The sequence below is a fragment of the Hymenobacter sp. ISL-91 genome, from assembly GCF_018613725.1.
Taxonomy (GTDB): domain Bacteria; phylum Bacteroidota; class Bacteroidia; order Cytophagales; family Hymenobacteraceae; genus Hymenobacter.
The window spans coordinates 1-19999 of the sequence record NZ_JAGGPS010000010.1 but is presented as its reverse complement, the minus strand read 5'-3'; the positions used below and the strand labels follow the sequence as shown (position 1 = coordinate 19999).

Sequence of the window (19999 nt, the reverse complement as noted above, 5' to 3'; positions counted from 1 at the left end):
CATTGTTGCCTCCTACAACTTGATGCTGTCGGGAATAGCAATGGCCCCTTGGTTGATCTTTTCCAGCAGATCATCGACGATGAGGCTGTCGACGGGCTCGGGGCGGCGGCGGGGCTCGGCCGTGATGCACTGGTACTTCTTGCTGATTTTAACCGTGGGCTGCGGGAACGGACCCATTTTGATGTCCAGCTCGGGGTCTTTATAGAGCTTCTCCATGTAGGTGCCGAAGATGGGCAGCGCCGTGCGGCCGCCTTCGCCCTGCTGCGAGCCCACGAAGTGGATGCTGCGGTCTTCGCCGCCCACCCACACGCCGGTTACCAGGTCGCGGGTGATGCCCATGTACCAGCCGTCGGAGTAGTTGCTGGTGGTGCCGGTTTTGCCGCCAATCTGGTTGTTTTTCTTCCACAGCTCGTAGTCCCAGAGGGCCTGCGAGGTGCCGCCCGGTTCCTCCATGCCGCCGCGCAGCATGTAGGTCATCAGCCAGGCTGTTTCGGCCGGAATTACGCGCTTCTGGCGGGGGTCGAACTGTACCAGCACGTTGCCGTTCTGGTCTTCGATGCGGGTGATGAGCATGGGCTCGGGCCGGAAACCCTGGTTGACGAAGGTGCTGTAGGCATTCACCATCTCGTACACGCTCACATCACCGCCCGAACCCAACCCGATGCTGGGCACGCCCAACAGCTTGCTCTTGATGCCGACTTTGTGGGCGTATTTGGCCACGTTGTCCCAGCCGACTTTCTCGGTGAGCTGGGCCGTGACGGAGTTCACCGAGCGGGCCATGGCGTAGCGCAACGTCATGTTAATGCCGGTGTACTCGCGGGTTACGTTGTCGGGCTTCCACTCCATGGGCTCGCCATTTTCCACGTAGTTGATGGTCACGCGCTCATCCCGGATTCGGTCGCAGGGGGCGTAGCCGTTGTCGAGGGCCGTCAGGTATACAAAGGGCTTGAAGGTGGAGCCGGCCTGGCGCTTGCCCTGCTTTACGTGGTCATATTGGAAAAAGCGGTAGTCGATGCCGCCCACCCAGGCCTTGATCTGGCCCGTGAAGGGGTCCATGGTCATCAGGCCGGCGTGCAGAAAGTGCTTGTAGTAAGCCAGCGAATCGAGCGGCGAGAGTAGCAGCGTGGTGTCCCGGTCGCCTTTCCAGGTAAACACTTTCATGGGCCGCTTGGCGTTCAGGGCCGAATCGAGGCGGGCAGGCTGGCCCTTATACTTTAGGGCCAGGCGCTTGTACTGCTGGGTGCGCTTCATCTGGGTTTCGATGAAGTTGGGAATCACGTTGCCTTCCTCGTCCACCCAGGGGTCGGTGCCGCGGTTGCGCCAGAATCGGTCGAAGGACTGCTGCAGGCTCTTCATCTTCTTGTCTACGGCGTCCTCGGCGTGGGTCTGCATGCGCGAGTCGATGGTGGTGTACACCTTCAGGCCGTCGCGATAGAGGTCGTAGCCATTCGCCTTACACCACTCGTTGGCCCGCTGGCTGATGGCGCTTCGGTAGTAGGTTTCAGGCCCATCGACGTGCTTTTCGATCTGGTACTGCAGCACAATGGGCGTGGCCTGTTGGGCCGTTACCTCGTCGGCCGACAGCACCCCGGCCTGGCCCATGCGCGTGAGCACCAGGTCGCGGCGGCGTTTGGCGGCCTCGGGATGAAACCGGGGATTGAAGGCGGTGGGGTTGTTGAGCATGCCCACCAGCATGGCCGCCTGCTCGACGGTGAGTGAATCGGGCGAAGTGCTATAGAAGGTTTTGGCGGCCACTTTCACTCCATAGGCCTGCGAACCGTACTCGACGGTGTTGAAGTACAGGGCCAGAATTTCGTTTTTGGTGTAGCGGCGCTCCAGCTCCACGGCCGTTAGCCACTCCTTGGTTTTGCTGATAATGGTGCCTACCAGCGGCACCCGGCCCAGCGCGCCGGTGTTTTCTTTGCGGCGGGTTTTGTACAGGTTTTTGGCCAGCTGCTGCGTGATGGTGGAGCCCCCGCCCCCGTTACCGCCCGTCGCCACACCCGCCACGGCCCGGGCTATGGCAATAGGGTCGATGCCGGAATGGTCCTGGTAACGCGCATCCTCCGTGGCCACAAGGGCCTTAATCAGCCAGGGCGACATTTTGCTGAGCGGCACGGGGCTACGGTTTTCGCGGAAGTAGCGGCCCAGCAGCACACCGTCGGCGGTGAACACCTGCGAAGGCCGCTCGACGCGCGGGCTCTCCAGCTCCTCCAGGCTCGGCGACTTGCCGAACAGGAACATGAAGTTCATGCTCACCAGAATCGGGTAGAGCAGAAACACGCCCAATCCTACCACAAAACCAGCCCACAGCAGCCGGGAAACGCGGTTGGGCCAGCGCCGGCCGGGTTGCGGGGAGGCTGCGGAGTCGATGGGTGGAGTAGGCTTGGAAGCGGACATGCAGGACGCGGAGTAGCAGGCAGCGCCGGACAAGCCGGCCGCGGGACTGCAAATATACCAGTTGCGGCCGGGCCGATGGAAAAGCAACGCTATGTACTTTGGTCGGCAGATTCGCCTTCCCGAATTGCAAGGTGCTGTAGGCCGGACTCCAGTCCGCTAATCTGCCTTAACTATGTTGCCAACTCCAATCATTCCGACGGCCTACGACGCCGCAGCTCGCGTGCAGCGGCACACTTGGCTCACAGTGGGCGGCGGGGCCGCACTGGTGCCGCTGCTGGTTGCAGCATTTATTGTCGGTAGCGGCTCGGAACCATCGATAGGGAGTGGTTTCATCTTGTTTCTTCAGGTGAGTGCCATGCTGCTAGTCGTGGGGATAATACCGGCACTATTATTTGCTTTCCTCCGGGAGCCAGTCATGCGGCGGCTGTTCACTAAAACAAGCCAACTGATTCATCCCTGGGGCCGCGCTGTCATGCTTCTTACCGGTACATTATTCATTTTCCTGAGCTACGCTGCCGTTGCAGCCATACTCTTTTCACTGTATATGTGGCTGGAGGGGCCCGCGCACCGCCTGAGCTACTGGCAATACGTAACGAGTCAGTCCGTCATAGTACTGGTTATCATCCGCGCATTCTTTCTTTTCGGGCTTCCCTGGCTGCTGGCGGCGCTGGCTTCGGCCTGGTACGTCAACCGCGACTTGCTGCCGGGTAGCCAGCTCAGGGATAGGTCATAAGGGCAATCAGCAAAGCAAACAGCGCAACAATTCCCGCAAGGCAGGCTCCAATGGCAACGAGACGCCAAAAGCTGCGCCACCACCAGCACCGAACCTGAGAGATGAGCCTCCGAGCGGTACAAACGCCCAACCACGGCAGCAGCGCCAGACAAAGCATCAACCCGGCCGCAAACCACGTTTCCGCCTGCGGATGATGCGGCCACAGCTCCGCCAGCAACAGCAGGTTCAGCCAGCTGAACCCCAGCAGCCCCAGCGTCCACCACGCCAGGCGCGGAACGGCCGGCAGCAGCGTCGCCCAGGCAAAGCGCCATAGTTGCGCGGTGTAAGAGTCGTTAACCACTGGTATTCGAGTAGTTATCGAAGCCGAGTATTGTGGGTTTAGCTCAGCAGATGATAATCAAGTCAATCAAAAAATCAGTCCATCACCTGGGCTATCATCCAAATCAGACCAAACGGCGGACTGAGTAGATGAAACAAGAGGCAGGGCACCAGCACCAGTCCGCGGTACACATCCTGACTGACGCAAGGCCGGGTGCCACGCCACAGCGGCCGGGTTGCGCCTTGGAATACCAGCGCATTCAGGCCGATTAGCAAGAGAATGATAGTGCCGCCGCCGAAAATGGCCACTGGCAGGCGGCCCCAAACACCTATCAGCAGTAACGCAGCCAGCAACACGGCCAGGCAGCGGCCGGGGGACGCGGGATTAGCAGGCTTCATAGGCGAATTCAGCGCGCCGCCACGGTCGCCGCGCCCTGCCCCCAGAGCAGCATCACATGTAGCAGCGTCCAGAGCACAGAGCCCAGCAACAGAGCCGCTGCGGGCAGCACTACAGCCAGCAGGCGCCAACTACGGGCGGGTGGCGTGGCGGCCCGTTCGCGCCAGGTAAGCAGGGCAGCCAGCATGACGATGCTGGCCACGCACCAAACCAAGCCGAGAAAGGTGAGGAAGAACACCATTTTATTGAGCTGTTAGCTTTTTTGAAGATGAATAAGAGCAAGCAGTAGCGGAGCAGGCAGAACGGGAGCCAACAACTAGCAGCTAATGGCTTACAGCTGAGTGATAAGCTTCCGACTCGGCCGCAGTCCAGCTTTGCCAGGTGCGTTGGCGCTTGTAATTCAGCTGCCAGGCAGCGAAGCGGCGCTGGATGAGGGCGCGGGCCTCGGCGGGCGGGGCTGTTGATTCGGTGTAGGAGCCAGGCGGACTGACGATGATACGGCTCATGCCGTCGAGCGCCTGCTGGCGGGCGGCCAGCTCGGGCAACACGCGAGCGGGCATTTCGAGCAGAAAGCCCAGGTCGAGGGTACCGAAGCGGGCGTTGAGGTTGTAGCGGGCAATCCAGATTTCCCAGTTACCCAGCGCCAGCAGCAGCAGCAGCCCGTAGGCGGCCAGCGAGTTGAGGCGCACCAGGGCAAAGGCCGAGCGGCGTTGCCAGATTTTGAGCAGCACCGTAATCAGCCCGAAGAAAGTGAGCAGCAGAAACCCATACACCCCAATGCGCTTGTAAGCCAGGCCCGTATGCTGGATATAGTAGTAGTTGCGCAGGCCCACCGACACCACCAGCACCGCGTTCTGCACCACCCACACGGTAGAGCCCCAGCGCAGGGCCGCCAAACCAGGCTGGTAGAAGTTGAGGTTGCGCCGAAAGAACCACAACACAATGCCCATGGCCACCAGAATACTGAAAATGAGTACGTAAGTGCCCTCATGCACAAACTGCGTGAGGTCGAAGCCGGGGCCGGGCACGAAGCCGAACCAGATCCAACGGATATCGATGCTATTTACCACCAGCAGCAGCACGTTCACGAGGCCGAATACGGCCAGCGCCGCCAGGTACTCCTTGCGCAAATCGAGGGCCTTGCGGTTGAGGGTCCGGAAATCGGGCCGGCGCACGCCCAGCGAGGCCACCCGGTCGCGCTGCCGCCGCACAAATTCGCCCATGCGCGACTCCTGGTCCTGAAAAAAGTGCAGCGGCCCGACCACCAGCGCCCCGGCCGTAAGCGCTAACCCGACCAGAAAAAACAGCAGGTGCGGGATGGAAATAGCGGGCAGCAGCGCCAGCAGCCAGTCGGCCAGCCCGCCCAGCACCTGCCCGGCCAGCGCCTCGTAGCGCGGGTTAGCCAGCACGAACAGGAAGTGAAAAACCACCAGCACCGCCAGTGGCGCCAGCAGCAGCCGGCCATAGAAACGTGTGCGGCTCCAGCGGCCTACTCCGGCGCTGGGCAGCCGCAGATACGGCAGCAGCCCTGGCAGCACCCGCGCGACGCTGCCCAATGCCGTAAGCAACGCAAAGGCCAACAGCCGCAAATGGGGCTGATTAACGAAGCCCAGCAGCATGACCAGCGAAGCCACACAGGCCAGCCAGGCTGCCGCCGAACCATACCAAAGCACGGCACCCGCGCTCAGCAGCGTACCGGCCAGCAGCAGCCGGAAGTAGCCCGAGCGCCACGCCGCTGCATGTTTCGGCAGGTTCACGAGCGTAGCCACCACCACAAACAGCGTGTACAGGGCCAGATTCAGGCCCACGCCCTGCCGATAGAACAGCACGTCGAACAGCACTGCGCCCAGGGGCAACAGTAGTTTCTGGAGGGCCGTGAGGGGCAGCGGGCTGCGGCGCGCCACAGCCGCAGCAGGGGCCGCCGGTGCGGCAACAGGAACAGCGAATGTTGTCATCTTATTTATTTTAAAAGAACTTTGTATTTCAAAGTTTATAGACAAAAAAAAGAGCCTGACTAACCGCGCAGCAGCTTTTCCAGTGCTGCCAGATGCTCCTGGAAAGCCGTTTTGCCTTCTTTGGAAGCCGAGTAAGTGGTGTTGGGCTTTTTGCCAACGAACTGCTTGCTTACGCTCACGTAACCCGCTTTTTCGAGGGCCGCCACGTGGCTGGCGAGGTTACCATCGGTCAGGTCGAGGGCCTCTTTGAGTTCGGTAAAGCTGACCACTTCGTTGGCCATGAGCACCGCCATCACGCCCAACCGTACGCGGTTGTCGAAAGCCTTATTGAGCGTGTGAATCAGGTGCTTCAAGTAGGTTAGTTGATGAAGTGATGAGTTGGTTTTAAGAACATTGCCATGCAGAGCGAAGTCGAAGCAGCTCTACCGCAGTGGTAGCTCTGACGGCTGCAACGAAGCAGTATTAAGGTACTTAGACTGCGCTCCGCCTAATCGTTTTCTATCTTTCGTAGCGGTTGTACATCAGCAGGCCGTAGCCAATGTGGCCCAGGCCGAAACCGAGCGCAAAGAACAGCAGACCGAGGCCGGGAATCAACATGGCAACCAGCCCAAGGCCGATTTCAGTGAGGCCCAGCCAGCGGATTTCATCGAGGGTGTACTTGCTGGCGTTGAGCAGGGCCAGGCCATAGAACAGCAACATGCCCGGCACCACCTGCGTTACGGCCCCATCTATGTACAGAGCGATGCAGAACAGCCCACCCGATACCAGCGGAATGGCCAGACTCAGGGCCAGCCGCCGGCCCAGCGCGCTCCAGAGCGGCTGCCCGTTGCGGCGGGCCCGGCGCAGCGTAAAGAACATGGCCACCAGCAGCGCCACCACCACAATGCCCCCGGCCAGCCCCAGCAGAAACGGCAGCAACGCCCGCCGCTCATCGGCCGAGCTTGCCAGCAGCCCCAGGTAGCCGGCCTGCGGGTACAGGCCCTTCAGGTACCAGTGCCCCAGCCCGGCCCCGGCCAGCGCCACCAGTCCTGCCCCTACCCCGGCCAGTCCGCTCAAGGAGATAAAGCGCGACGACCGCTCCATGATGGCGCGAATCTCGGTGAGTTGGGCGAGCGGGTCGGGAGTAGGCTGGGCCATATGGTCAAAAAGAACTTTGCGGTACAAAGCAAGCATAATTTCTTCAATTCCTCCTCGCTTTGCCTTGGTTTTTTTTCGGTACGCCCCGCTTGCCATGGGTAATCTGGCCAGATCGAGGTCCGGATTCGTCCCAAAATGAGTGAACGACCGAACGCAGGCAGACGGAGGACGTGGCTGAAAGCACCCTGCGGCTGCGGGTAAGGCCTACTGCGGACGCCCCATTTTGGAGCAGCCATTTCCCATTAAAAACCTGCTTTAAAGCAAACCAACGCAGACTTTGGGGCCGTACGTTTTAGCGACAGAGCTCCTGTCGCCAGCCGGTATTCGGCCGTAAATGTATTCGTTTCTAACCCCCACCTCTATGACGCACGCTTATACTTCGGCCAACTACGCTACTATCACCCGCACTCTTATTCTGTGGCTGCTGAGCAACCTCGGCGGGACACTCTGGCTGCTGCTGGATTTTGCCTACACGCGGCTCGACGACTACCCGATTGCCCTGATGGTGGGCCTGACGGCGGCACTTGCCTCGTTGGCCATTGTGCCGCTGGTGGTGCCTTTCTTTCTGCTCATGGGTCGCTTGCGGGCTGACTGGCCACGTCGCACAATGGCCCTGACGGGTATTATCCTGTTTTTCCTGCTCATCAACCTGTTGCTCCTCGACCTTATTCCGATGAATTCGCTGGGCGAGCTGCTGCCGTTTTCGCTGCCATATGGTGTGGCGGCGGTGCTGGGCGTGCTGTGGCTCTACGGCCCGGCCCGGCACGTAGCAGCCCCTTCGCGGCGCTCGGCCTAGCGGCCCGCTTAGCCGGAGCCAGTCAACGCAACGTCTGCTCTGCCCGTAAGCCCGGGTCATGAAGCTGCGCCTGCATCTGTTCGAGTTCGAGGACTTGCCCTGGTTTCCGAAAGTGATTCGGGCTGGGATGATGGACTACCTGCGGTTTATGATTTCGGCGCTGGGCACCTACCAGCCCATTGTGCCGCTGCTGCGAGCGGCGCTACGCCACACCGGCCAAACGCGGGTGCTGGAGCTGGGGGCCGGGGCGGGCGGCGGCACAGCGGGTGTGTTGCGGAGCCTGCGGGCCGGTGGCGTGCCCGAGGCCCGCATCTGCCTCACCGACCTCTATCCTCAGCCGGCAGCCTGGCTCCCCCTGCAAGCCGCCACGCCCGGCCTGGAGTTTGAGCCGGCTCCGGTAAACGCGCTGGCTGTGCCTGGCAACCTGGCGGGCTTCCGCGTCATCTTCTCCGCATTCCACCATTTCCCGCCCGCCGCCGCCGAGGCATTACTAGCCGATGCCGTGCGGCAGCGCACCGGTATTGGCGTGTTTGAGGGCGCGGGCAAGCATTGGCTGGAGCTGCTGCTGGCCGTATCGGTGCTGCCGGTGGCCCAGCTGCTCATTACCCCCTTTATCCGCCCGTTCCGCTTCAGCCGGCTGTTTTTCACCTACGTAGTGCCCCTCATTCCGCTCTTCACTATCTGGGACGGCTGCGTGAGCATCCTGCGCATGTACCCGCCCGAGCAGCTGCTGGCCCTGGCCCACCGCGCCGACCCGGAAGGCGCTTTTGCCTGGCAGGCCGGCAAAGTACGCCACTGGTGGGGCCCGCAGGTAACATATTTGATTGGCGTACCGCGAACGGAGGGGCAGCAGGATTAGAAGAATGTCATTCAGAGCGAAGCGAAGAATCTTGTTCTTTCTTCAAATTGCGCTGGCTTACCTTTCCAGCTCCACTCACGCCCATCAACCGATACTCCTTGCCACTTACCAAGTACAAAAACGCCTTGCCGCTGCTCCGGATACCGTTTTCGGTATACCTAATGCCGGTGTTCTGGTTTGGGCTGAGCGCTTTGCAGGAGCCCTTCAGCCTCTGGCGGGCGGTGGGCGTGTTCGTGGTGCTGCACCTGCTGGCCTACCCCGCTTCCAACGGCTACAACAGCTACTACGACCGCGACGAGGGCAGCATCGGCGGCCTGCGCACGCCGCCTAAAGTGTCGCCCGAGCTGCTGCATCTGGTGTGGCTGTTCGATGCGCTGGCCGTGCTGGGGGGCTGGCTTCTGAGCCCGGCTTTTGCGGGGCTGGTGGCCGTGTATCTGCTTGTATCGAAGGCCTACAGCTACGAAGGTATCCGCCTCAAGAAATATCCGCTGCTGAGTACGGCCGTAGTAGTGGTTTTCCAGGGAGCCTATACATTCCTGATGACCCAGGTGGGCGTGGGAGCCGATTGGAACCAGCTACTTGCGCCCGACAACCTGCTGCTGGCGCTGGTAAGCAGCCTGTTTCTGGCCGGCTCCTATCCGCTTACCCAGGTGTACCAACACGCCGAAGACGCCCGCCGCGGCGACCGGACTCTGAGTCTGCGGCTGGGAATCCGGGGCACGTTTGTATTTGCCGGGCTGGCTTTGGCGCTCGGGGCCGGGCTGCTGGCCTACACCTACCTGCGCCGCCACGAGCCCAGCCACTTGCTGCTGTTTCTGGTGGCTACCGGCCCGGTGGTGTGGCTGTTCGGGCGCTGGGCCGGGGCCGTGTGGCAAAACGAAGCCGCCGCCGACTTCGACCGCACCATGCGCATGAACCAGGTTTCCTCGCTGTGCATGAGCCTGGCCTTTGCGCTGATGCTGTTTTTTTAGCAGCCAGAATAACGGCTTTCCCCCTTTTCAGCGGGGTAGCGCGCCGGCTGCAGCGGGTGGCCCCACGCCGATTTTCAGGTTGCCAAACGGGCTCTCAAGCTGCTTCAACCACCGGGTTTGTCTTTGCGTAGAAACTCCCCGAGTACCTCACTTTCCGCTGCTATGCGCCTACGCCTGCTGTTACTACCTGCTCTGTTTCCGCTGGCTGCAGCCTGCTCCGGCCCTACCAGCTCGCCCACCGAGCAGCCCGCCACCCCTGATACAGCCGACGCCTCCGTTACTTCCCCGCCCGAACCGCTCGATACGGCCCGTGCCGCCACTGTTACGGCCCAGTCCGATACGCTGCTGACCAACCGGAGCCGCCACGTATTCTCCAATCAGGCCGCGCCCGACGTGTTTTCGCTGGTGCTCCGTGGCCCGGCCGTGCTCAGTGGCGAGGCCACTTTCACTATCACTACGGCTACGGGCGAAGTCATTTTCCGCGAAATCCTCACCTCGCCGGAGCTGGAAGCAGCCCTGGTGTACGAGATGAAAACGCCTACCGTAACGCAGGCCGAGCGCGAGGCCTACCTACGCCGCCGCGTACGGGAGTTCTTTGCCGAAAGCAATTTCCGACGCCCTGCCCTGGCCGCCAACGCCCCCTACCCCAGCCCTGCCCCCACCAGCCCCAACCGCGCCACCTGGAATGACCTGCGCCAGCGGCCCAATGCCGTGCGCTTCGACTATCTGGTGGGCAAAGAAGACCGCCAGCACCTAGTATGGTCGCCACTCAGCAAGCAAGTTGTACACCTGCCATAATTCGCTCGTAATAGGCCTCCCACCTGTTACCCAGCCGCTTGGGCCAAAGCGTCGGTGAGGTTGCGGGCGAATACTTCGTAGGGCTGAAAGCCGCGGCTGAGCACGTAACCCTGCGAACCGGCCCGCAGAATGATGGTCGGGAAGCCCTGTACGCCGATGCGGCCCACCGCCTCGAACTCGCGGCGTACGGCCGCGCCGGTTTCAGGCAGCGCAAACTGACGCGCAAACTCCCCGAAATCCAGTTCCAGCGCCTGTACCAACGGCTCGTAAGTGCCTACGGCATTCAGGTCTTCGCCGTGCTCAAACAGAGCCTGCTGCACGGCGTGGGCAAAATCCAGCACCCGGCTGTGGGCATCGAGCTGGCGCACACTATACAACGCACGGGCCGGTGCCTCCGAATCCTGGAGGTAGGTACCGGCCTTGCCCAGCTGCTTGTAGGCCTCGCCAAACTGCGCGCCGGTGGCCTGCTCTACCTGGGGCATGGCCCCTTCTATGTAGCTCCAGTTCGCCCCAATGGGCTCGGCCTGCGCACCGGTCAGCATGCCGCCGCTAAGCACCGAGATGGTAAGGCGGCCCGCAAAATCGGTCTGTACGCGTTGCATCACCGGGCTCATGCCATAGCACCAGCCACAGTAGGCATCGTAGATGTAAAGGAGTTCGGGAAGGTCGGAGGCGGGGGTTGGCTGCATAAGGGCAAAGTACTGGTGCGGAATCAGGTTAGCCAAATCAGTGGGGATAAAGCAATGAGCTACCGGGAAAAGCGGCTGTGTACTATTATTTTAATGTATGATTTTTTTTATAAAAAATATACATATGAAAAAATTTCGTTAAATTATATAAACCAAGACTCCATCGGTTGTGCCCTTTCTTCTCTCACTTAACCGCGTTAAGCGGATGCTGCATTATGAAAACGCTCTTTACTTCTCTGCTGCTGCTGGTAGCTGTGCTACTGGCAGGTATCGAAACCGCGCTGGGCCAATGTACTTACACTTCAAAGCCTGGAGGCGGGCCATTTTACGAAGCTTCCACTTGGGTGCGGGGTGAAGGTTGCCCTGAGAATTCCATTCCCACCTCTATCGATGTCATCAATATCGTTAGTCCGGTTATACTCAACGGAAACTTCACTGTGTCAGGCACACCCAATGGCAAGGAATCCGGGGTAATGACTATTTCCTCAGATGGGTCGCTGAAGGATACACCCGGACAACCCCGTACCCTCACCATCGACCGCGGCACTTTGGATATAATAGGTGTTGGTACTCTCAACACGAACCAACCACAGCTGGACGTATCGCAGCTCCATGTTAATCATACCCAAGTGGGACAATTCATTGCCAAGATGCGTATTGGAGCCAACTCGACCGCAAATATTGGCTGTTTGATGCTAGGCAATCAGGGTGGCATTGACCTTGCTCAAAATGCTCATCTCATTGTAGGCGGCAACATTGATGTTCAAACCGGCAATGGCTCTATCAACGGTACCGCCTTGTCTTCGTCGGATCCTGCAGATGTACATATCGTCGGGGAATTCACGGGGGTTAACGGAGGCACCCGCAATGTATTCAGTGGTAACCTGATCTGGTGCATGGAAGGAGTACCGAAGCCCTGTATTGGAACCGGCCCTGTACAGGATCCACCGACAGGCGGCTGCAGGCCCCTGCCCGTTACGCTCGTTAGCTTTACTGCCCAGGCCCACCCTTCCGGCGTGAAGCTCGACTGGGCGACGGCCACCGAGCTCAACAACGACTACTTTGAGGTGCAGCGCAGCGCTAATGGCCAGAATTTTGCGCCAATTACCAAAATAGCTGGCTCCGGCACTACCAGCTCGGGAGCTAAGTACAGCTTCATCGACACGACCCCGCTGGCCGGCTCGAACTACTACCGCCTGCGCCAGGTAGACCGCGACGGTAGTGAAGCATTTTCTGCAGTGGCAGTGGTTACCGGCTCGCAGCGGCCTGAAGCCCTCATTTACCCCAACCCCGGCACCACCACAATTACACTCCCCGCTGGCACAGGCCAGCCCGTCGATTACCGAATTTACACTGCTACCGGCCGAACTGTACTTACAGGCCGCATGGCAGGCGGCACTTCGTTTGATGTACAGCAGATTCCGGCCGGCCTCTACCTAATAGAAATTGTTGCTGCCGGCCAGCGCCATGTCCAACGTTTCGTGCGGCAGTAGATACTGCTCATTATTTCTCCTGGAAATACGAAGGGTCCGCTGCGAAGCAGGCCCTTTGTATTTCCAGGGACCTCAGGATTACCGCAGCCAGCAATGCCGCTGTTGACATATGTATGCTCGGGATACATCCCTTTCAACAGTGGTTATTCGGCCACTAGACTATCGAAAAACCTTTGCATAGGAATTTGTGCCGACGCTTGACGTAGGTAAGCGCCGTTCTTAATGAATTGGCCTCTGAGCTAAGCGATAAATGAACTCGCAAATCTGCCTTTTGGTGACGCGACATTAGACGGCCTCCTCACGATGAGCGGGTTACCGATTTTAGTGCAGGTACCGCAAACTAGCTTATACTGAGCAGGTAATAGAATACATATGTGACTGTCGCAATAAAAATTATACTTATATTTAAGTTAACTTTGACTGCGTTCTATGCGCGTGTCAATTCTTTACACTGACTCTTGACCTATTGCCCCATGAAACAACGTTTCCTCCTTTCTCTGTTCTTACCCGCCTCCCTGAAAGGTATGGACAAGCTCTACAAAGTAATTGCTTCGTTGGTATTTTTGCTACTTGGCACCCACGCCGCCGCATTGGCCCAAGGGAATGGCTGCTCCGGTCAGTTTTCCGTACTTTATCCGGGTGCTACAGGTGCTACAACTTACAACAATGGGTCTAACCCCGCCAATGTCACGTACTGCCCTGATGGTAGTGGGACGGCCACTTTCACTCTCACCGATCTAGGTAACAGTGGCGGCAGTGAAATGCGAATCTATTCGGGTCCTGTTACCATACCTAATAGAGACTTTCCGACTGCCGTTGAATTTAAAAGAGTTACGACTACTTCCGGCGGTTCAGTTACCTTCACGTTACCAGTTAGTTCTTCCGGAACTACAAACTACACGTTGGTAAACGCTATTCCGGCCTGTAATAATACAAAGGCGACTGATATTCCGCTTTCCTTAACCTCCACGCTGAACCTGACCGCTGAAAATAGTGAAACTGGCTCTCCGATATCCGGCGCTATCTGCCCGGGTACTCCCATCACTTTATCGGCAACCGGAGGCATTGCAGATGCTAATGGCAACCCGGCTGTTTACACTTTCCGCAATGCTAGCGGAACTGTTGTGGGATCGAACACAACCGGCACCCTGTCTGTAACCCCTACCACGTCCACCTCCTACACGGTATCCACCAACACGGCCAACTGTGGCTCCGCAACCGTAACCCAGGTAATTCGCATCATTGCGAACGAACTTACCGCTTCGGCTTCGCCTGCCAGTATTAATACTGGTAATTCCTCAACACTTAGCGTCAGCGGTGGCACTGGTAGCTACCAATGGTTCGAGAATAATGGCAACGGCGACGTGTTAATTGCGACGACCAATGACCCCTCCATCTCTGTTTCTCCCACCACTACCACGCAGTACACGGTACGAGGAACTACTGCGACGGGCAGCTGCGTCGATGATGCCATTACGCGTGTTACCGTAGACGGAGTTTTGCCCGTTACGCTCATCCAATTCTCTGCCACGGCCAAACCTGCGGGCGCGCTCATCAAGTGGGCTACGGCTATGGAGTTGAATAATGCCTATTTCGAGGTACAGCGCAGCGCCAATGGGCAGTCGTTTACGGCTATTGGCAAGGTGCAGGGCTCGGGCACTACCAGCAACGGGGCCACGTACAGCTTCTCGGATACGCGGCCATTGACTTCCCTGACGTATTACCGGCTGCGGCAGGTAGATCTGGACGGTACCTCGGTGTTCTCTTCTGTCGTTACCGTTACCAACAGCACCAAGCCCGAGGCCACGTTCTACCCCAACCCCAGCAATACGTCTATCATGCTGCCCAACACGGCGCGTGTGGTGCAGTACCGCGTGTACACCGCCACCGGCCGAACGGTACTGGCTGGCAGTGCAGCAGGCGGCAGCGAACTGGATATCCGTCAGGTGCCCGCTGGCCTCTATTTCCTGGAGCTGATTGCCAATGGCCACCGCAACGTGCAGCGCTTCGTGCGGCAGTAACTATCCTTTGCTTTCCAACGTCAACGGCCCGTTTCGCAAAGTGCGAAACGGGCCGTTGACGTTGGAAAGCAAGGGGAACTTAGCCGTTCATGGCCAGCAGGAATTCTTCGTTGTCCTTGGTGCCTTTCATGCGGTCTTTGAGGAACTCCATGGCCTCGGAGGCCGTCATGTCGGACATAAACTTGCGTAGCACCCAGATGCGGTTGAGCTCGTCCTTGCTCATGAGCAGGTCTTCGCGGCGGGTACCGGAAGCCGGCACGTCGATGGCCGGGAAGATGCGCTTGTTGGCCAGTTTCCGGTCGAGCTGCAGTTCCATGTTGCCGGTACCCTTGAATTCCTCGAAAATTACCTCGTCCATTTTGGAGCCGGTTTCAATGAGGGCCGTGGCAATAATGGTAAGCGAGCCGCCGTCTTCCACGTTGCGGGCTGCGCCAAAGAAGCGCTTGGGTTTGTGCAAGGCGTTTGCATCCACACCGCCCGACAGAATTTTACCCGAAGCCGGCTGCACCGTGTTATAGGCGCGGGCCAGGCGGGTAATCGAGTCGAGCAGAATCACCACATCGTGGCCACACTCGACGAGGCGCTTGGCCTTTTCCAGCGCGATGGTGGCAATTTTCACGTGACGGTCGGCTGTTTCGTCGAAGGTCGAGCTGAGCACTTCGGCCTTCACGGTGCGGGCCATATCGGTTACCTCTTCCGGCCGCTCGTCAATCAGCAGAATCATCAGGTACACCTCGGGGTGGTTCTCGGAAATCGAGTTGGCAATTTCCTGGAGCAGCACCGTTTTGCCGGTTTTGGGCTGGGCCACAATCAGGCCCCGCTGGCCTTTGCCGATGGGGGCAAACAGGTCGAGGATGCGCGTGCTGTACTGGGCCGATTTGGTGGACAGCTTCAGGCGCTCATCGGCGAAGAGTGGGGTGAGGTTGTTGAACGGGATTCGGTCGCGGGCTTCTTCTACCGAGCGGCCGTTTACGCTTTCAACGCCCACAAGCGCAAAGTACTTCTCACCTTCGCGGGGCGGACGGATGGTGGCTTTTACCGAGTCGCCGGCCTTCAAAGCGAACTGCTTCACTTGCTGCGGCGACACATAAATGTCGTCGGGCGAGGTGAGGTAGTTGTAGAACGGGCTGCGCAGGAAGCCGTAGCCGCCGTCGGGCATCATTTCCAGCGTGCCGTCGCCCGGAATCACGAGGTCCATTTCCGGCAGCTTGTTGCCACGCTGCTCATTACCGCGCTGCTGGTCCTGGCGGGGCTGGTCTTGCCGGCCTTGGTCGGAGCGGCCGGCTTCGGCACCACCGCCGCTCTGGCGCTCGGCCTGGCGCTGCTGGCGGGCAAGCTCGCGGGCGGCAAATCGCTCTTCGCGGCGCTGCTCACGCTGCTCCCGGCCATCAGGGCGGTTGCCGTCGCGCTGGTTGCGGCCCTCGCGGCCCTGGTCGTTGCGGTTTTCGCGGCCCTCACGGTTCTCGCGTCCGTCACGACCCTCACGGCCTTCGCGGCCACTGTAGCTGTCGGCGCGGTCGTCGCGGAAGTTGCGGGGCTGGTCGGTGCGCGGGGCAACGGCTGTTTCGCGAGCCACGGCGGTGGCTACTGTAGCGCCGGCCAAGTCATCCGAAAGCGCGACATCGGCCAGGGCGGCATCGGCCAGGGCAGCATCGGAGGCGGTGATGGGGCGGCCGGCGCGGTCGGTGCGCACACGCCGCTCGGGGCGCTGGTAAAGCTTTATGGGGCGGTCGGCGCTGCCGGGCTCCTCAATTCCGTCGGTGCCGGCAGCAGCTACCGGCTCGGCGGGCGTAGCTATTGGGGTTACATCGGCAGCCGGGGCTACATCAGCAGGAGCAGGCAAAGGAGCCGGGGCTTCCGGGGCCGCAGGGCTGGCAACTGTTTCGGGGGCGGCGGCAGCCACTTCGGCGGGTGCTGAGGGCGCAGGGGCCTGCTGGGCGGCCTGCTCGGCTGCTGCCTTGGTGCGGCTGGTAGCCGGGCGCGCGGCCTTTTTAGGGGCGGCCGGCGTGGCACGGGCCGCTGGCTTTTTGGGCGCTGCTTCGGCGGCTACCGTTTCGGTAGTGGCAACGGGCTCCGCGGCGGGCCGGGCGGCAGGCCGCGGCGCGGGACCCTTGGCCTGGTGGTCTAAAATCTTGTAAATCAGGTCTTGCTTGCTCAGCTTCTTGAAGTTACCGACCTCAATGGTTTCGGCAATTTCCTTCAACTCGGACAACAAACGGTCCTTTAGCTCGTCGATGGTGTACATATACGGATGTGGGGGGGCAAAAAAGGGGATTCGGGGCCGCGCGCGCACCGCACAAGCGAGGCAAGGGGCGTTCCGGACATCAGCAGCAACCGCGGAACGGTGCCTGATGCAGGGAAAAGCAGGAAATAGGGTAAGTGAAACCGGCTGGCGCGGGGCGAAGACGGGCGGGGCGTAAAGAATAAATCAGCTAACGGGCCCGCCGGCTAAAGCCGACTTGTATGTGCAATGTTAACGGAATATGCGGGAACTGCCAAATCGGGCCTTCAATCCGGCCACTCAGGCTGGTACGAGTGGCTTGGTGGCCGCGAAACGGGCTGCTGATGCCCTAAAAACCCGTTGGTTATTTTAGAACAACTGCTTGCGGCCTATACGACGGGCAGCGCCGAAAGGATGCGGCCCGCCGCTTTACCGCCCCGGAAATGACCGGCGCTTGGCGGCCGGAATCAAAGGGCTATTTTTGGGCTCCCGAAATCGTTTTTTCTGCTCTACCGATATGCTGCAAGTTGCCGTCCTGAAAGAAAACACCGTGGCCGTGCTGGCCGCGCTGGCCAAACGCCACTACCCCACTGCCGAAGCCGATGTGCAGGCCGTGCTCGACCTCGACCAGCGCCGGCGCGAGCTGCAAACCGGCCACGACCAGGCCCAGGCCGAAGCCAACGAGCTGGCCCGCCAGATTGGGGGCCTGATGAAAAGCGGTCAGAAAGCCGAGGCGGAGGCGCTTAAAGTCCGTACGGCCGAGCTCAAGCAGCAAACCAAAACTCATTCCGACGAGCTGGCCGACACCGAAAAGCAGCTCCAGCAGCTGCTCTACAAGCTCCCCAACCTGCCCCACGAAAGCGTGCCCACCGGCCGCTCGGCCGACGACAACGAAGTGGTGCGCGAATGGGGAACAAAGCCCGCGCTGTCCGCCGACGCCAAGCCTCACTGGGACCTGATTGAACAGTACGACATCATCGACTTTGCGCTGGGCAACAAGATTGCCGGTGCCGGGTTTCCGGTGTATAAAGACAAGGGCGCCCGTTTGCAGCGGGCCCTCATCAACTTTTTCCTCGACGAAGCCCGCGCCGCCGGCTACATCGAGGTGCAGCCCCCGATACTGGTAAATGAGGCCAGTGGCTACGCTACAGGCCAGCTGCCCGACAAAGAGGGCCAGATGTACCACGCCACCGCCGACGACCTGTACCTGATTCCGACGGCCGAGGTACCTATTACCAACCTCTATCGCGACGATATTGTGGCCACCGAGCGGCTGCCCATCCGCAATGCCGGCTACACGCCCTGCTTCCGCCGCGAGGCCGGCTCGTGGGGCGCGCATGTGCGGGGCCTCAACCGCCTGCACCAGTTCGATAAGGTGGAAATTGTGCACATCACGCAGCCCGAAAACAGCTACGCCGCTTTAGAGGGCATGGTCGCCCATATTGAAATGCTGCTGCAGAAGCTGGAGCTGCCCTACCGGGTGCTGCGCCTGTGCGGCGGCGACATGGGCTTCACTTCGGCCCTTACTTTCGACCTAGAAGTATGGAGCGGTGCCCAGCAGCGCTGGCTGGAAGTCAGCTCGGCTTCCAACTTTGAAACCTACCAGGCCAACCGCCTCAAGCTGCGCTACCGCCCCGAGGCCGGTGGCAAAACCCAGCTGCTGCACACGCTCAACGGTTCGGCCCTGGCCCTGCCCCGCATCGTGGCCGCCCTGCTCGAAAACAACCAGACCCCCGAAGGCATCCGCCTGCCCGAAGTGCTGCACGCGTACTGCGGCTTCGACACTATTGGCGGGTAGCTCATAGGATAACATACCCTTTACAAGCACAAAGCCCCTGATTTCCGTGCGGAGGTCGGGGGCTTTGCGCTTGTAAGAGCGACAGGCATTTATTGCTTTGAGGGTAGCACTGGGGCACAGGCCAGCTTAGCGGCCGTCGCGGGCCGGGGGTAGGTTGAGGTTGAACACGATGTCGCGCATGCACTTGAAATGGCCCTGTGGGCACTTTTCGAACCCAATTTTCGAGCAGGGCCGGCAGGCGAGGCCTTCTACCTGCAACAGCCGGAACTCGGTGCGGTAAGGGTACATGCCGAACTCGGGCACGGTGTTGCCCCACACGCTGAAAATCTGCTTTTGAAATGCCGCCGCTACGTGCATCAGCCCGGTGTCGTGGCTGACGACCAGCCGTGCCTGCCGCACCAGCGAGGCCGATTGGTTGAGGTTGAACTTCCCGCAAGCGTTGTAGATGATGGTTTGGGGAACTTGCGGAACTGCGTTTTCAGGGAAGTAGTAAGGACTCTCCGGAATCCTGAGTTCTGAAGCTGGCGAGGCGGCAGCCCCGGCATCAAAGGCCAGCTCGATGATGTGGCCGGTGCTTTCGTCGGTGGGGCCGCCGAGCAGCACCACCGGCTGGCGCAACAGCCCGCACAGCTCGATGATACGCTCCGTGGGCAGGCGCTTGGTGGCGTGCTGGGCCCCAATGGCAAAGGCCACGTAGCCATTCTGGAAGGCAGGCGGCAGCACCTCGGCCACGGCCACTTCGTCCTGCTTCGGAATGAAGTAATCGAGCCCCTGGTTGTCGTTCTGTACGCCCAGCGGCGCGGCCGCAGCCAGGTAGCGTTCCACAATGTGCACCCGGGGCAGGGTGTCAATCTTCCAGTTCACCAGCAGCCACTTACGGGCGTTGAGCTTGTCGAAGCTGCTGGCTTTCACACCCAGCCGGGCCTTGAGGATGGCGGTGCGCAGGTTGTGGTGCAGGTCGATGATGAAATCGAACTGCTCGGCCCGCAGCTCGGCTACCAGCTCGGCTAGGCTGCCCGTCAGGCAATGCACCCGGCTCACGTAGGGGTTGTTTTCCAGGATGCTGCGAAAGGCCGGCTTGGTGGCAAAGTGCACCACGGCCCCCGCCACCTGCTGCTTCACGGCCCGGATAACGGGCGTCGTCAGCACGATGTCGCCGATGGAGGAAAACCGCAAAATCAGAATTTTCATGTTAGAGCTTAGGTTTTAAGGCTTAGATGAGAACGTCATTCAGAGCGCAGCGAAGAATCTCGCGGACAGTCGTTGGTTTGTTGTGCAACGTCAGCACGCGAGATTCTTCGCTGCGCTCTGAATGACGTTCTCATCTAAGCCCTAAGTAGTCATGCAAAAGTAATCGTGTATTGTTTGCCGACGTTGGTTAAGACGTCTTCGAGTCGTTGGAGCAGGCTATGG

At 60.0% G+C, this 19999-nt stretch carries 18 protein-coding genes; 8 read left to right on the top strand and 10 right to left on the bottom strand.

The window, feature by feature from the left end; genetic code table 11:
• Positions 1–12: 12 nt before the first annotated feature.
• Entirely contained in the window at positions 13–2400 is a 2388-nt protein-coding gene (locus J7E24_RS05590) for a transglycosylase domain-containing protein (protein WP_251047042.1), read from the bottom strand.
• 172 nt (positions 2401–2572) lie between these two features.
• Between J7E24_RS05590 and J7E24_RS05585 the strand changes: the two genes are divergently transcribed.
• Positions 2573–3133 (top strand): hypothetical protein, encoded by a 561-nt coding sequence (locus J7E24_RS05585; protein ID WP_215135991.1) that lies wholly within the window; start codon positions 2573–2575, stop codon positions 3131–3133.
• On the opposite strand, the gene J7E24_RS05580 is transcribed toward J7E24_RS05585, so the two are convergent.
• The 6 genes from J7E24_RS05580 to J7E24_RS05555 form a co-directional block, all read right to left on the bottom strand.
• On the bottom strand, positions 3117–3473 hold the full coding sequence (locus J7E24_RS05580; RefSeq protein WP_215135989.1) for a hypothetical protein: 357 nt from the start codon (positions 3471–3473) through the stop codon (positions 3117–3119). The two genes, J7E24_RS05585 and J7E24_RS05580, sit on opposite strands and share 17 nt — an antisense overlap.
• A gap of 74 nt (positions 3474–3547) precedes the next feature.
• Positions 3548–3850, bottom strand: coding sequence for a hypothetical protein (locus tag J7E24_RS05575; RefSeq protein ID WP_215135987.1), 303 nt, complete (start codon positions 3848–3850; stop codon positions 3548–3550).
• Between the two features lie 8 nt (positions 3851–3858).
• Complete coding sequence (locus J7E24_RS05570) at positions 3859–4089, bottom strand: hypothetical protein (RefSeq protein WP_215135985.1); 231 nt, start codon at positions 4087–4089, stop codon at positions 3859–3861.
• Positions 4090–4171: 82 nt separating this feature from the next.
• Positions 4172–5803 carry a DUF4173 domain-containing protein gene (locus tag J7E24_RS05565; protein ID WP_215135983.1) on the bottom strand — a complete coding sequence of 544 codons (1632 nt, stop codon included), beginning with the start codon at positions 5801–5803 and terminating at the stop codon, positions 4172–4174.
• A 59-nt stretch (positions 5804–5862) separates the two neighbouring features.
• Positions 5863–6156: a winged helix-turn-helix domain-containing protein gene (locus tag J7E24_RS05560; protein WP_019948559.1), complete on the bottom strand. Its 294-nt coding sequence runs from the start codon at positions 6154–6156 to the stop codon at positions 5863–5865.
• A gap of 145 nt (positions 6157–6301) precedes the next feature.
• Entirely contained in the window at positions 6302–6940 is a 639-nt protein-coding gene (locus J7E24_RS05555) for a hypothetical protein (protein ID WP_215135981.1), read from the bottom strand.
• A gap of 361 nt (positions 6941–7301) precedes the next feature.
• Here J7E24_RS05555 and J7E24_RS05550 point away from each other — a divergent pair, with 361 nt between their 5' ends.
• The 4 genes from J7E24_RS05550 (at position 7302) to J7E24_RS05535 (ending at position 10364) form a co-directional block, all read left to right on the top strand.
• Positions 7302–7736, top strand: a complete 435-nt coding sequence (locus tag J7E24_RS05550) for a hypothetical protein (RefSeq protein ID WP_215135979.1) — start codon at positions 7302–7304, stop codon at positions 7734–7736.
• Positions 7737–7794: 58 nt separating this feature from the next.
• A complete protein-coding gene (locus J7E24_RS05545; protein WP_215135977.1) occupies positions 7795–8595 on the top strand; it encodes a class I SAM-dependent methyltransferase in 801 nt (266 codons plus the stop codon).
• Between the two features lie 47 nt (positions 8596–8642).
• A complete protein-coding gene (locus tag J7E24_RS05540) occupies positions 8643–9566 on the top strand; it encodes a UbiA family prenyltransferase (protein ID WP_251047041.1) in 924 nt (307 codons plus the stop codon).
• 162 nt (positions 9567–9728) lie between these two features.
• Positions 9729–10364: a hypothetical protein gene (locus J7E24_RS05535; RefSeq protein ID WP_215135975.1), complete on the top strand. Its 636-nt coding sequence runs from the start codon at positions 9729–9731 to the stop codon at positions 10362–10364.
• Positions 10365–10390: 26 nt separating this feature from the next.
• Here J7E24_RS05535 and J7E24_RS05530 read toward each other — a convergent pair whose 3' ends face one another.
• Positions 10391–11089: a DsbA family protein gene (locus J7E24_RS05530; RefSeq protein WP_215135973.1), complete on the bottom strand. Its 699-nt coding sequence runs from the start codon at positions 11087–11089 to the stop codon at positions 10391–10393.
• A gap of 179 nt (positions 11090–11268) precedes the next feature.
• Here J7E24_RS05530 and J7E24_RS05525 point away from each other — a divergent pair, with 179 nt between their 5' ends.
• Together J7E24_RS05525 and J7E24_RS17860 are read left to right on the top strand one after the other, a co-directional pair.
• Complete coding sequence (locus tag J7E24_RS05525) at positions 11269–12546, top strand: T9SS type A sorting domain-containing protein (RefSeq protein WP_215135971.1); 1278 nt, start codon at positions 11269–11271, stop codon at positions 12544–12546.
• A gap of 1124 nt (positions 12547–13670) precedes the next feature.
• Entirely contained in the window at positions 13671–14567 is an 897-nt protein-coding gene (locus J7E24_RS17860; protein ID WP_215135969.1) for a T9SS type A sorting domain-containing protein, read from the top strand.
• Positions 14568–14646: 79 nt separating this feature from the next.
• Here J7E24_RS17860 and rho read toward each other — a convergent pair whose 3' ends face one another.
• The gene (gene rho / locus J7E24_RS05515) at positions 14647–16812 is read right to left on the bottom strand and encodes a transcription termination factor Rho (RefSeq protein ID WP_215135967.1); all 2166 of its coding nucleotides are present in this window, start codon (positions 16810–16812) and stop codon (positions 14647–14649) included.
• Between the two features lie 493 nt (positions 16813–17305).
• On the opposite strand from rho, the gene serS reads away from it, so the two are divergent.
• Positions 17306–18586 (top strand): serine--tRNA ligase, encoded by a 1281-nt coding sequence (gene serS, locus J7E24_RS05510; protein ID WP_215135965.1) that lies wholly within the window; start codon positions 17306–17308, stop codon positions 18584–18586.
• Positions 18587–18712: 126 nt separating this feature from the next.
• On the opposite strand, the gene J7E24_RS05505 is transcribed toward serS, so the two are convergent.
• Positions 18713–19777: a glycosyltransferase family 9 protein gene (locus J7E24_RS05505; protein ID WP_215135963.1), complete on the bottom strand. Its 1065-nt coding sequence runs from the start codon at positions 19775–19777 to the stop codon at positions 18713–18715.
• Positions 19778–19999 lie beyond the last annotated feature (222 nt).

Excerpts from the sequence above, each read along its gene's own strand:
- J7E24_RS05545 (WP_215135977.1), top strand. The coding sequence starts at position 7,795 with ATGAAGCTGCGCCTGCATCTGTTCGAGTTCGAGGACTTGCCCTGGTTT.
- J7E24_RS05570 (WP_215135985.1), bottom strand. The coding sequence starts at position 4,089 with ATGGTGTTCTTCCTCACCTTTCTCGGCTTGGTTTGGTGCGTGGCCAGC.
- J7E24_RS05550 (WP_215135979.1), top strand. The coding sequence starts at position 7,302 with ATGACGCACGCTTATACTTCGGCCAACTACGCTACTATCACCCGCACT.
- J7E24_RS05555 (WP_215135981.1), bottom strand. The coding sequence starts at position 6,940 with ATGGCCCAGCCTACTCCCGACCCGCTCGCCCAACTCACCGAGATTCGC.
- J7E24_RS05590 (WP_251047042.1), bottom strand. The coding sequence starts at position 2,400 with ATGTCCGCTTCCAAGCCTACTCCACCCATCGACTCCGCAGCCTCCCCG.
- J7E24_RS05585 (WP_215135991.1), top strand. The coding sequence starts at position 2,573 with ATGTTGCCAACTCCAATCATTCCGACGGCCTACGACGCCGCAGCTCGC.
- J7E24_RS05535 (WP_215135975.1), top strand. The coding sequence starts at position 9,729 with ATGCGCCTACGCCTGCTGTTACTACCTGCTCTGTTTCCGCTGGCTGCA.
- rho (WP_215135967.1), bottom strand. The coding sequence starts at position 16,812 with ATGTACACCATCGACGAGCTAAAGGACCGTTTGTTGTCCGAGTTGAAG.
- serS (WP_215135965.1), top strand. The coding sequence starts at position 17,306 with ATGCTGCAAGTTGCCGTCCTGAAAGAAAACACCGTGGCCGTGCTGGCC.
- J7E24_RS05505 (WP_215135963.1), bottom strand. The coding sequence starts at position 19,777 with ATGAAAATTCTGATTTTGCGGTTTTCCTCCATCGGCGACATCGTGCTG.
- J7E24_RS05575 (WP_215135987.1), bottom strand. The coding sequence starts at position 3,850 with ATGAAGCCTGCTAATCCCGCGTCCCCCGGCCGCTGCCTGGCCGTGTTG.
- J7E24_RS05565 (WP_215135983.1), bottom strand. The coding sequence starts at position 5,803 with ATGACAACATTCGCTGTTCCTGTTGCCGCACCGGCGGCCCCTGCTGCG.
- J7E24_RS05525 (WP_215135971.1), top strand. The coding sequence starts at position 11,269 with ATGAAAACGCTCTTTACTTCTCTGCTGCTGCTGGTAGCTGTGCTACTG.